We start from the raw sequence: 13,109 nt of genomic DNA, 5'->3' as shown, positions 1-13,109 counted from the left end.
TATTATAATTTATTATAAATGTTAATTATGCAAGATATAAATACTAATGATTTACATAATATCATAGCTGCTATTAGCACTAAACTATATAAAGCTAATATAGCTGCTGAAATACATTACAGATTAAAATCTCCTTGTTCTGTTTTAAAGAAGATATTTAAAAAAGCTACCACTGTGAAAGAATTGAAGGACCTAATTGCTTTTAGGATTATAGTTAATAAAAAAGAAGACTGTTATAAAGTATTAGATATTATTTACAATATTTATTCTGTTGATGTAAAGAAGTTTAAAGACTATATTACTAATCCTAAGGATAATGGCTACCGTTCCTTACATGTCATAATTAATATCTATAAACGTAATATAGAAATACAAATACGTAGCAGAGAGATGCATAATATAGCAGAATTTGGTACAGCAAACCACGATGAATATAAAAAGACACAGGAAACAAGATTAAGAAAGTTACTCTCTAATTATAGGTTTAATACAGCTTATATTAATATTAACATCAATAATGCCTATAATATTTTGAGTCGATTTAATTGGACTATGTCACAACTCCTTGCATATGAGCAGATACTTGAGAATCTTTGTCATCATTTGGATTGCCGTAACGGAACATGCGAAAAGCGAAAAGTGGACTATCCATCGGATGGCTTTTAGCTGATACGCAATTTTGCTAAATGCGAAACTCCTGAAAGTGTTATGTGTATTAATATCAGCGAACTGTTGAAAAAGTATTTTTGTAGTCATTTTGTTTGTATAAACCACTGTAGTTTTGATAAATAAGCATATATAGTATAACTTTTAATTTATTTTACTATAATGTATTTAAATTACTTAAAACTTTTTCAACAGTCCCATTAAGATAATGGACGTTAATTATTTAATTTTTGATCAAAAATATTTTTGCCGATTTTAGTCCAGTGATCTTGGATATTAGGATTTTGTATTAATTTTTCTTTTAAAGAAACAAAAGCTCCTAGTAAACTGTTAGTGGGTAAATCATCAAGTTTAGCTTTAACAACTAAGCCGCCGATTTCAATTAAACGACGAGTACGAGCTTTTCTTTCTTGAATTTTAAGTCTTGCTTCTTCAGTAATAATTTGAGTTTTTTTTTGTTCTAATTTCAATCTACGTTTTATGACATTATCCATATAGATAGTTTTCATTTTTTATTGTTATAATCATCATGAATCATCAATAAATTGTGGAAGTCAACTTCATAATTATAAGTGCTACAGAAATTCTACAAATTTTTTTCTAAAACAGACTAATGTTGGATACAACTCTAAGATTGCATAGTCTAAGATTAGTGATGGAATAAAAAAGCCATTCAAGATCAAGATAATCCCCATACCTAACCGAACCAGCAAAACTAAGATCAATAAAGACAAATATTTAGTTAAGGAACGTAAGCAACAAAGGTTTCAAAACTTACGCTATGTTATAGCAAATATGCTAAAAACTCTTATTACACAGCAATGTTTTATAGTGAAGCACTTCATAATATCCCTTAATTCATGGGCATTATATCAAACATAGCGTAAGTTTTGGTTTAACAAAGCTCTTTAGAGCGAGGTTAACGCAATATATAAACCTGAAGGTTTATTATTTGCTTATTTGTGCTGATTCAATGGATGATGAAAAACATTCATGCTAATGTAATGCAGGATTGTAATAATCATAAGAAGAATCATGGCAATACAGTTTGCAAGAATAGAAATAGTGAGTAGGAGTTCAGGAGGAAATGCTTGCCTGAAAGCTGCCTATAATGCCAGGCTGATTATTAAAGATGAGAGAACTAACGTTACTTATAATTTTAGCAAAAAAGGCGATAATGTTTACCATGCAGTATTATTGCCTAATTATGTAGATAAAAGATTTAAAGACCCAAGGGTCTTGATGAATGAAGTAGAACGTCTAGAGACAAGAAAAAATAGTCAATTATTAAAAGATATAGTTATAGCACTGCCTGATGATAAAGAGCTAGATTTAAATGATAGGATAGCCATTACTCATGAAATAATCGAAGAGATGGGGTGGGTAAAGAATGGTCTAGGAGTTCAAATTGATATTCATCAGCCACATGATGGAGATAAGAATTGGCATGCCCATTTGCTTGTTACTACCAGAAGATTCACAGAAGATGGTAAATCTTTAGGAGCTAAGGCAGTAGATTTAAATCCTAAATTTGCCAAAGTTAAGGGCAAAGCATTCATTATCCCAGAGGAGGAAATAATACATAAGAGAGTTAAAGAAGTAATCAATAAATATTTTGCTAAGTTAGGTTTAGAAATCCAAGTAGACCCGATAAGTTTTATGCCTCAGCAGCATGTTGGTCCTACTAGAATGCGAAGTATTATCAATGAAATAGCTGAGCAAAATAAAATATGTAAATTAGCTCATCTGGAAATTATTAAAAATAGTGATGGAGTGTTAAATCGTATTATTCGTCATCAAGCTATTTTTACTAAATTGGATATAGAAAAAGCAATAAAAGAGATTCCAGAAGAAGTAGAAAAGTCAAAACTAATAAGGGAGGTATTAAATTCAGATAGGCTGGTAAAACTATATAATGAAGATGGCACGGATACTAAATACTATACTACTAAAGACATAAGGGATGAAGAATTAAGGTTACTTAGAATAGCATATAAGGTAAATAACCAGATTCATTTTAATAATATTATTAAGCTTAAAAGTGCTATCGATAATCTTGCAAGTGTTAATGAAGCACAAAGAGAAAGTCTACAGCATATTTTAATTAATAATCAAGGGATTAGGATTTTACAAGGTAGAGCCGGTACCGGTAAGTCACAAGTACTTGTGCAGGCTTATAAAATTGCCACTAATCATGGGCAAAATATTATAGGGCTTAGTCCTACTCATAAAGCAGCATCAGAGCTTAAAAGTAAAGGTTACCGGCAATGTTATACAGTAAAAGGATTTTTATTTAAATTATATAATGGCAAAGCTGATCTACCAAGAAATAGCCTGCTAGTAGTAGATGAAGCAGGGATGGTAGGTAATAGTGATTATTTAGAATTACTAAAAGTAGCAAGGAGTAACAATTGTAATCTAATACTGGCTGGAGATGAGAGACAACTCACTTCCGTTGAGCGAGGAGGAATGTTTGCAGTATTGGCTAGTAAATTTGGCTCATATGAGTTAAGTAGAATTAGAAGACAGAGTAAAGCATGGGCAAGAGAAATGGCTTCATGCTTTGCAAGATCAGATATTACTGGTGGCTTGCGTTTACTTGCACAACATGATGGTTTAAAGATTGATCATACGCTAGAAGAATCAATGGCAAGATTAATTAATGATTGGAGCAACAGCAAATTTGCTCTAAATGAGCGTTTAATAATTACCATGCGTAATGCTGAAGTAGATAGTATTAATCAAGGCATCAGGGAGTTACTAAAAGCTAGAGGCTTACTTACCGGTAAAGAATATAGACGTTATCTATCATCTGAAAAGCATGAAGATTATATGGCAGGAGATCGTATTTTGTTTAAAAGTACAAATAAAGATTTACAAATAGAAAATGGTGAATTTGCAACGATAACTTCAGTAAGTAATGATAAATTTATTGCTAAAACAGATAGCGGGAAAGAAATAGAATTTAATCCTCAAGATGTAAGCTTTAAACATGGCTATGCTTCTACAGTGTATAAAGCACAAGGAGCCTCAATTAAAAATGTCTATGTATTACATAATTTAGCAGGAAATAGCAGAAATTCTTATGTAGCCATGACTAGACATATAGAAGAGGTAAAACTCTACTATAATAAGGACAATACAAGAAATATAGCAAGTTTAATATCACAACTTAGTAAAATAGATAATAGGCTATCTAGCATTAACTTTAAAACTTTAGAAGAATTAGTAGCGATTCAAGATCAAGAAAATAAGAGTCCTAATATTATAGATAAAGTAGGTAATTGGTTTAAAGGGATAGTAGAAGATATTAAGGATAGATTACATAGTAATGATAACTATTACCAACCAAAAGTAAAGTCAGAGCCACCGGCTAAAGTACTAGAAATCCTAAGAAGCACTAGCTCAAATTTTGCCACAAGCCATAAAGCCCAAGAAGAGCAAAAAAGCTCTTCTTATAACCTTACGAATTGTAATAAACAAGATACAACAATAAGTGTTAAGTTACAAGAGGATATTATGGTCAAGAAAAAAATAGATTATAATTCTGTTAATAAACAAGAAGCTGTAGAATTAAAGCAAAGATTATCATTTAAAGCAGAAGAAATAGGAAGAAATTTACTAGGTAGTCCAAATAAGCATTTATCAAATAGCCAGTTACTCCGCTGGGAGAAAGATGGCAAAATAGTGATGAAGATACATGGCAGTAAAGCCGGCAGATGGTATGATTTTAGTAAAGGCGAGGGAGGAGATCTATTTACCTTAGTACAAAGAGAAAAAAATTGTGATTTTGTAGAAGCTAAGAAATATTTACAAGATATGGTTGGTATGTCAACCAACGGAGGTAAAGATCTAGCAGCAAATTTAGCAGCAGACAAAAATCAACAAATTAAAACTCAAACAGAGCAATATGCTGAAATAGCAAAAATTAAGAGAGCTATAGGATTATATGAAAAATCAGATTCTATAAAATATGTTATGCCAAATAATGTAGCAAAAAGATATTTATCAGAACATCGTGGAATTAAAGAAGTATTAACAAGATACCAACTAAGTAATGATCTTAGAACCAATATGATGTGGGACAGTAATAGCAAACAATATTATCCTGCATTAATTGCTTTTGTAAGAAATAAAGATGGCAATATTACCGGAGGTCAAGCTATTTATTTAAATAAAGAAACAGGGGCAAAAGCGAGTATAGAAGTTAATAAACGTTCATTTGGTAGAATCAGAGGTTCTTTTGTTGAAATTAATAAAAATAACGAACAGCAGAACGTACAAAGCAGGAATGTACAAAGCAGTAAAGATGGCAATAATTCAGTTAGTAATATAACGATTATAGCAGAAGGGGTAGAGACGGCTTTAAGCATTGGGGAAGCTGGTATTAAAGGCAAAATTCTTTGTAGTTTAGGTGTAAATAACATCAGGAACTATGAGCCTATCAAAGGAGAGAGAATAATAATTGCTGCCGATAATGACGGCAAAGACGCAGTATCAGTTCGTACCATAATTAAGGCTCAGGACGAATTAATTAGCAAAGGAGCAGCAGTAGCAATAATACGACCACTCGAGACAGGAGATTTTAATGATGTGCTAAAATCTCAAGGAGCAGAATCTATTAGAAATCTTCTAGAGCCTGAAATAGCAAAATTAACAGTAGCTAGCAATGTAGCTGAACTTAAATCATCCTTAAAAGCAAGTGATGATAGAAAATCACAATTTCAGTCTATAGAATTACTATTTTCAAAAATGGTAAATAACGATAATAACGGACTAAATAATTTGCAGCAACAGCAAATACAAGCTTTAGCAAAGTTTGGCACAGCAGAGAATATCAATACCGCAATACAAATCTACAGAGAAAAAGGTATAGATTCTTGTCTGCTCTACAGTAACAAGATTTGCATAGCAGCAATAGAGCAGAAGATACAGAAAGATTTACAAATTATGAAGAATAAATTTAATCCTAATTATAATCTTGGTGATAAGAAATTTTCTGATATAGTAGTATATGATTTTCAAGGCAAAAGCCATCTAGTCCCTGAAGATTACTTAAATGCCATAGGAAGAGATAAACAAGTAATGCAATATGTAAGTCCAAGCTCAGAAATAGGTAAAGAAATAAGAAGTGCGGTAAAGCAAGTATCTGAGATCAAGCTAAATCAAGGAATAAGAGTTTAGAGTGTAGTGTAATAATATTTTACCAATTCAAAAAATGTAAATATATGAGTGAACAAGGAAACCTGCTGGGTGATCCAGATAAGGATAAGAAGAAAGCTAAGCATGATAAGATATTTCGTAAGGCACTTGAGAATCCTCTAGTTGCCCATGAGTTCTTTAATGCACATTTGCCCCCAAATATTAAAAGTTTAATAGATTTTCCTAGTTTAGCAATGGAGAACACCACATTTGTAGAAAGTTCTTTAAAAGATTCTATCTCTGATGTTTTATTCTCATGCAAATTTGATAAACAAGACGGCTACTTATTTTTGCTTGTCGAACATCAATCAAAAGCAGATCATTTTATGGCTTTTAGGCTTTTTAAATATATGATTAATATTTGTGAGCGATATTTAATACAAAATCCTAAAGCTAAGACTTTACCGTTGGTATACCCGATGATATTTTTCAATGGTCAGGAGAAATATAATGTTGCAAGGAATTTGTGGGATTTATTTGCCAATAACAAATTAGCAAGAGAATTATGGATTAATGATTACCAATTAGTGAATGTCCATGAAATACCAGATGAAGAGTTTAAACAAAGAATATGGTCGGGAATATTAGAATTTTTTCTCAAGCATATACATGAGAGGGAATTATTAAAAAGATGGCAAGAAATATCAGATATATTGCCGGAATTAACCAAAATAACGATAGGTTATGATTATCTAGAAATGATATTATATTATACTTTGACAAAGATAGAGCAAGCTGATAAAATAAAGCTAGAGAATTTATTATCAACAAAGTTGAATCCAGAAATAGGAACAAGGCTTATGAGAAGTTTAGCAGAGCATTGGCAACAAGAAGGGAAAGAAATAGGTATTCTTGAAGGCTTACAAGTTGGTGAGGCTAAAGGTATCCAAATTGGTGAAGCTAAAGGTATCCAAATTGGAAAAGCTGAAGGTAAAGCTGAAGGTAAAGCTGAAGGGGAATATAATAAAGCAGTAGAGGTAGCAAAGAAAATGTTAACTCAAGGTTGTAATGTTTCTTTAATTTCTAGTGTAACCGGTCTTGATGAAGCTTTTATTAGTTCTTTAGAGTAAACATATTTCTTGTAAAATTTACTCTGCTGTTTGAAAAATAATTTATAAAAAATTCTGAAATGACAAAAAAGTTTTTTATACACAGCTTACCTCTAAAACTCGTATACTAAATTAGTCCGTCCGCCAAAACTCAAAAAAATATCACTTGTGGCACTAATTTCCAAAAACAGGGCAATTTTAGAGCAAATTACTATGATTTTGAGGGCTAATTTTAAATTTTTGTATCAAAAAACACACTATGTCCCAAAACGTACTCAATTTTCTCGTTGCCATTTTTTTGTATTTCCATAAGCTTTTGATATAAAACCTTTCATTTTCTTATGGATTTTACTATTACTTTTTGCCTTAAAACCTAGTATCTATAAGGTCTGTAGAGTTTTGGCGGACGGACTAAATTAGCGATTTAAAGGGGCATTATAGTAGGATTTTTCTTTATAAGGTAATCCCCTATCAAACAATTGAAATCTTTTAAAAATACCATTAAAATGGTTTCTATATTTTTGCATTTAAATCAAGTTTGTAAATTCATTTGTAATTTAGTAATTGGGATGTTACCCGCAAGTTTTACATAACAGGTAAGATCTTCTAGATTCATAATTTCAGATGGCATTACTAATAATTTTCTTTTCTCTAAGCTATGCATATTTACTCCATCACGCATGGAGTTAGCACCATAAGAGAGATTCTCTTGAGTTTCAATAATTTCTTGCTCACCAAGCATTAAAGCTGATTTATGTGCTGTTTGTTGATCACTTACCCGAAAAATAAATTTGCTACCAAATAAATCAAGCATTGAAGCTGTTCCAGCAGAACCATATATCTCCTCTAATTGATGAATGTTTTGCATACCTGCAACAACGCAGCCACCATATTTCCTGCTTTCAGCCAAAGCTATAGGGAGTGAAGATATCTTTTGTAAAGCTGGCAGCTCATCAATCACAAACCACATATTACTATGAGTATTATTGATGTTCCTATTCATTAATGCTTTTATCGCTATGCTAATCCATGCAGCAATAAGTGGTCGAAGCATTACTCTTTGATTAGGAGTACTAGTTATAAATAACCAACCTTTGTCCGCAGTAAACCACTTTCTAATACTAAACTCACCTTTAGGCTTTAAATGTTGCAACACTTCAATATTTTTACTAACAGTTGCTTGAATACCTGAAGAAGTCTCAGGGGCACTACTGCTAATTATACCAGATACTGCACTATTTTTAAAACTTTTTGCAAATTCTTTATTATTTGCATAAAGAATAGTATTTATTAGCTTTTTGATGTCTTTACTATCCTGATATAATCTTAATCCTTCAGCGAGTACCAACTCAGCACTTTTAGCAAAAAAATCATCTAATTTGGGATTATAGTTACTAAAGTTACTTGCCATATCATTATAATCCCAAATTTCATGACAATCATTCCAAGGCAACCAATGCTCTGTATTCTCTTGCAAAGGATTAAGTAGCTTATCACATTTGGGATCAAAAAATCGATCAGTAAAGCTACCTGTTAAATCAACAATAATTGCTCTACCTTGCTCTTTTCTAATCTGAGGTAATAGCTCATTTAACATATTAGTTTTACCACTACCAGTAGTACCGGTAATAAGAATATGCCTCCTTTCGCTATTTTTAACTAATGGCAATCCAGAAAAACAAATATTAGCAGCTTGTTTGTTTTTATGAAGCATTCTCGCTAAAGTTTTTGCTTCCACCAAATCTGCTCCCCTGATCTTATCTTGTATAACAGCTTTTTTACCTCGATACATAAAAAAGATGATGGCAGTAAACATGCTAATAGTAAAAACAATAATACCTTCTGGCCAAGCTGAATGCAATAAGAATTGCCCAAATTGATTGATATTATGCGAATGCGGTGTAACATGCCAAAATTTATGCACAAATTCTTCAGCATTACGATAAACCCAAGCTTTTTGTTCTAAATAATAGAATTTAATACCTATTTGGCTTATAGGGTAAAAATACTCTCCTATGGCAAGTTTTAATTGTGCGTATCGCTCTATGATAAAATAATATAAGCTTACTAAGGACAATTTCTGATATGTACGCCACATTAGCCAAACTACAGTAAATATTAATCCAATAGTTAAAGCATTAATACTGCCTTGCCCAAGCATTCTCATCTGATGAGCAAAAATCTGTGAACCACGAGTAAAATTATTTTGATTTTGTTGCATCAAATTACAAATTATCTTGCATTATCTTTAATTTTTCTTCAAACTCGTCAGCCATAAGATCATTACCTAGTTTTCTTAAAGCTTTAATTATTTCTGTATATTCTGTCATAAGATTAGGTTTATATTTAAGAGCTAAGTGAAAATTTACTTTAGCTTCTTTTTCTTTTCCCATGCTAATCAATGTAATTCCTTTTTCTAAGTAACTTTCAGCATAATCAGATTTATACTTAATAGCTAGATCATAGCTATTAATTGCTTCTTGATATTTACCTAATTTTCTAAGAGCTATTCCTTTTTCTAAGTATGATGCTGTATAAGTAGGATCATATTTGATTGCTAAATCACAATTCTCTATTGCTTCATGATATTTTTTTAATATGTTTAAAGAGATAGCCTTGTTATAGTATGCTTCTACACAATGGGGCTGATATTTTATAGCTATATCACAGGTTTCAATTGCTTCTTGATATTTTCCTAAGTTTATTAAAGCTGCACCCTTGTTGTTATAAGCATCTGCATAATCTGATTTATATTTAATAGCTAAATCAAAATTTTTTATTGCTTCTTGATGTTGCCATAAAGACATTAAGGATATTCCTTTATTATAATATGCTTCTGGATATCTTGGGTTATATTTTAAGGCAAGATCACAATTTTCTATTGCTTCTTGATGCTTTCCTAAATTACTTAAAGAATTACCTTTATTATTATATGCTACCGCAAAATGCAAATTATATTTTAGTGCAAGATCAAAATTTTTTATTGCTTCTTGATATCTACCTAATTTATTTAAAGAATTACCTTTATTATTATAGGCTTCTGTAAAACTAGAACCATATTTGATTGCTAAATTATAATATTGTATTGCTTCTTGATATTTTCCTAACTTAGCTAAGACCATTCCTTTATAGTTATAAGCATCTTCGTAGTCAGGTTTATATTTAATAGCTAAATCAAAATTTTTTATTGCTTCTTGATATTTTCCTAATTTATAAAAAGATTTACCAATATTTAAATATTCTTCAGCTAAAATATTTGAATCCTGAATTTTGCTTTGTTGCTCGATTTGTTGTTGTTTTGCATTAGTAGGATTGATCAAGTTTTCTGCAAAAGCACTACTGAAAAATATTAATGATAAGATAAATATGAATGCTAATTTTTCGATGTTTTGCATAAATTTTTTCTCAATTATTTTCATTTTTATGGCCTGGTAATTTAATATTTCTTTTCTTGATCGCTTTGCTACTTATTTCAAGATTATCTGCTATTTGCTGGCCAGTTCTGACAATCGTTGATTCAGGAGTTTTATTAAATTCATCTTCAATTTGTGCCTTCTTATCTTTTACTTTATCAGATAACTGCTCAAGAATCTTTACTTTTTCTATTTCATTATTATCTATACTCTGAATTAGCATTTGTTCTACATTTTTATCATAAACATCATTTCTTCTATCATCAATATTACTAATAGCAGCTTGGTCATTCAACTGTTTAGTATTTTTATCAAAACTTGATCGCAAGTTTTCTTTAGATGGAATATTGATGCTACTTACAGAACTTAAGTCTTGCGGTATAATATTATTGATTTTAGCTATATCTAAAGCGATTTGTTCGGCTTCTTGTTGGTGAGTACTTGCCCACATAGCAGCCTGCTCTTTGCTACTTACTCCAGGAATATTTTTGGCAATTATGCTATTTAATACTGATTCATTTAAATTACGATCAATAGAGGCAGAATTTTGTGCTATATAGTTCATGTTATAGCTTAATTGCTCGATATTTTGTTTAGTTCTAGTTATTTCTTGCCCTACAGATTGTTGCTCAGAGAAGTTACTATTAAGATTATTACTAAGTGATTGCAGATCACTATTTGTATGACCTAATCTGCCATCTTTAGTAGCACTTTTAATCTTAGATAATGCTTCATTATATGATTGCTGTTGATTTACTGATTTTCCTCGTTCTTTTCCTTGATCATTATCTGCTCGAACTGTTACTCCTCCTATGCTAGGTACATTTAAACCTATATTTGCACTAGTACTAGTTCCCTTTCTATTACTGCTACCAGTATGATCAGTAGCAGCGATGCTATCTGAATTCATCTGCTGCAAGGCTAGATACTGGCTATCAGTAATACCTATAGATTTTGCTTCTTCATAGCTTAATCTTTTTCCTATCTCAGTTGCCATAGAATTACCTGTAGTAGTTAAATTACTATATCTATCATTTAATGAGTCAAGATAACTTTGTGAGCTCATAAACTGAGATTGATAACTATCCTGTAATAATTTAGAAGAGCGGTAGTTATTAACAAGTGAGTCTACTGCTTGAGTCAGTACTTGTCTACCACTATCAGTACTGGTTACTCTCATTCCTCCATCATCAATAATTCCTCCTGCCAATTGTAAAGTTGGGGTAAGATTTTGCTGGGCAATTGTTCGATTACCGATGCTATAATTATCCATAGCAAGGTTATTATCAGCAATATTAGCACCAATATTACTTGCAACCGGTACTGGAGAAAATTGATTGGCCAAAGTAGTAGTTGCATGAGCACAAGCCTTTAATACTGCCCAGGATAACATCGGAACTGAAGCTGCTAACATCTGAAATGTTGCAAACTCATGCAACAGAATTTCTGAAAAACTCCCTTGCGATAAGATATTTAAACCAGTAAAGTGACTTGTGCCTTTACCAGCTAGGCTAATCATCCCTAAACAATGAATCACAGTAAAAAATACTGGCCAGCTGGTTACCCAAATGATTAATGTTATCCAAGTTTTAAAGATAGTATAACCACCGGGCAACATTGACATTGGAAATACTACGAAAATGAGACAAATTACCAAAGCAAAAAATACTGATTGTAAGATAGGCATGATATTTGCTGCCATCTCTCCTGCAATCAGGTAAGAAAAGGATTGCTGAAATAACCCGCGGGTCGCATTCATACTAACTAATTGAGGATATATTCTAGAAAGTGAGAATTTTTCTCTTAAATCATCATAAGCTTCACGATTAGCATTAAGTAGCATTGCTTGTCTCATCCACTGATGAATATCTGTTTGTTCTTTTTTAAGATATTTTAGAGTATCAGAGGTCATAGTTTTTAATCTGCTAGATAATATCTCTTGCCTATCAGAGCTAATGCCTATACCATTTGCAAATTTAGTTAATAACCTATCATTTAATTCTTTATTAATAGCTGCCTTAATCAAGGGAGTTACTTGCCTGCAGGTTTTAAAAGAAATAGCAGAATTACTTGGATCCTTATAATAAATACCAAAATTATTGGGCATATTTTGTTCGATAAAAGCAATGATGTCACTTGCTCTTTGTGCTTCTGCTTTTTTACCTAAAATATTACCAATTATATAAGGTTTCATAAAACATTGTCTTAAAAATTCTTTTGTATTGGTCAAAGTTACCGGATCCTCTATTTGAATGTCCTTGATTTTACCAATAGCTTTTGCTCCAAACATAATCCCATTCTTCCTGCTTGATAACCCTTCATCAGGTGGAAGTAAATGCTTTTCGAGCGTCTCTGATAAAGAGTAACTTATTTTTGATGATATAGAAGCAAAAAAAGCAATACCTACTGGGATATTATCAATTTTTACAGGAGCCTGCATTGATATTTCATCTTTAAGCCACACATTTGCTTTTGGAGCAAATAAAAAGATAAAAATAAATAAGGATGGAAAAAACCATTCCATAGCAAAAATACCAATATTACCTCTAAAAATAGCACGAGTTGCTGCCCAAATTCCACCAATTGTCAAAGCAAATTTACCTACTGGTGTAAAATACTCACTATTTGAGGCAAAGACTCTTCCTATGCCATTAAAAACTTGCCATAATATATCTCCTCCACCAAATGTATGTATTACGTAATCTGTCATGTTCTTTTTATATTTTTATCTTCTTTGCTTATTTTTGTACCTGCTTATCTGCTTGCTCATCTAATTTTA

General features: G+C 31.5%; 7 protein-coding genes. 3 read left to right on the top strand and 4 right to left on the bottom strand.

Annotated elements, in window-relative coordinates:
• The first annotated feature begins 27 nt into the window (after nucleotides 1-27).
• Entirely contained in the window at nucleotides 28-666 is a 639-nt protein-coding gene (locus tag ACPKKV_RS05120; protein ID WP_392506560.1) for a RelA/SpoT-related domain-containing protein, read from the top strand.
• Between the two features lie 215 nt (nucleotides 667-881).
• Here ACPKKV_RS05120 and ACPKKV_RS05115 read toward each other — a convergent pair whose 3' ends face one another.
• Nucleotides 882-1,175, bottom strand: a complete 294-nt coding sequence (locus tag ACPKKV_RS05115) for a conjugal transfer protein TraD (protein WP_008579929.1) — start codon at nucleotides 1,173-1,175, stop codon at nucleotides 882-884.
• Nucleotides 1,176-1,701: 526 nt separating this feature from the next.
• Here ACPKKV_RS05115 and ACPKKV_RS05110 point away from each other — a divergent pair.
• Nucleotides 1,702-5,850: an AAA family ATPase gene (locus ACPKKV_RS05110; protein ID WP_392506558.1), complete on the top strand. Its 4,149-nt coding sequence runs from the start codon at nucleotides 1,702-1,704 to the stop codon at nucleotides 5,848-5,850.
• A 44-nt stretch (nucleotides 5,851-5,894) separates the two neighbouring features.
• The gene (locus ACPKKV_RS05105) at nucleotides 5,895-6,938 is read left to right on the top strand and encodes an Rpn family recombination-promoting nuclease/putative transposase (RefSeq protein ID WP_045798999.1); all 1,044 of its coding nucleotides are present in this window, start codon (nucleotides 5,895-5,897) and stop codon (nucleotides 6,936-6,938) included.
• Between the two features lie 511 nt (nucleotides 6,939-7,449).
• Here ACPKKV_RS05105 and ACPKKV_RS05100 read toward each other — a convergent pair.
• From ACPKKV_RS05100 to ACPKKV_RS05090, 3 genes are read right to left on the bottom strand one after another with little or no spacing between them, the layout of a single operon-like run.
• Nucleotides 7,450-9,138, bottom strand: coding sequence for a type IV secretion system DNA-binding domain-containing protein (locus ACPKKV_RS05100; protein ID WP_008579926.1), 1,689 nt, complete (start codon nucleotides 9,136-9,138; stop codon nucleotides 7,450-7,452).
• A gap of 4 nt (nucleotides 9,139-9,142) precedes the next feature.
• Nucleotides 9,143-10,336 carry a tetratricopeptide repeat protein gene (locus ACPKKV_RS05095; RefSeq protein WP_008579924.1) on the bottom strand — a complete coding sequence of 398 codons (1,194 nt, stop codon included), beginning with the start codon at nucleotides 10,334-10,336 and terminating at the stop codon, nucleotides 9,143-9,145.
• The gene (locus ACPKKV_RS05090; RefSeq protein ID WP_008579923.1) at nucleotides 10,323-13,040 is read right to left on the bottom strand and encodes a conjugal transfer protein TraG N-terminal domain-containing protein; all 2,718 of its coding nucleotides are present in this window, start codon (nucleotides 13,038-13,040) and stop codon (nucleotides 10,323-10,325) included. The genes ACPKKV_RS05095 and ACPKKV_RS05090 overlap by 14 nt, the downstream gene beginning before the upstream one ends.
• Nucleotides 13,041-13,109: the final 69 nt, after the last annotated feature.

Origin of the sequence: Rickettsia finnyi (genome assembly GCF_049668125.1) — a bacterium.
Lineage (GTDB): Bacteria > Pseudomonadota > Alphaproteobacteria > Rickettsiales > Rickettsiaceae > Rickettsia > Rickettsia kotlanii.
Note: the sequence above shows the minus strand (reverse complement) of the source record. Positions and strands in the feature narration are given on the sequence as shown.

Bases quoted from the DNA above. Each gene is read 5' to 3' on its own strand.
- ACPKKV_RS05120 (WP_392506560.1), top strand. From the start codon at position 28: ATGCAAGATATAAATACTAATGATTTACATAATATCATAGCTGCTATT.
- ACPKKV_RS05115 (WP_008579929.1), bottom strand. From the start codon at position 1,175: ATGAAAACTATCTATATGGATAATGTCATAAAACGTAGATTGAAATTA.
- ACPKKV_RS05110 (WP_392506558.1), top strand. From the start codon at position 1,702: ATGGCAATACAGTTTGCAAGAATAGAAATAGTGAGTAGGAGTTCAGGA.
- ACPKKV_RS05105 (WP_045798999.1), top strand. From the start codon at position 5,895: ATGAGTGAACAAGGAAACCTGCTGGGTGATCCAGATAAGGATAAGAAG.
- ACPKKV_RS05100 (WP_008579926.1), bottom strand. From the start codon at position 9,138: ATGCAACAAAATCAAAATAATTTTACTCGTGGTTCACAGATTTTTGCT.
- ACPKKV_RS05095 (WP_008579924.1), bottom strand. From the start codon at position 10,336: ATGAAAATAATTGAGAAAAAATTTATGCAAAACATCGAAAAATTAGCA.
- ACPKKV_RS05090 (WP_008579923.1), bottom strand. From the start codon at position 13,040: ATGACAGATTACGTAATACATACATTTGGTGGAGGAGATATATTATGG.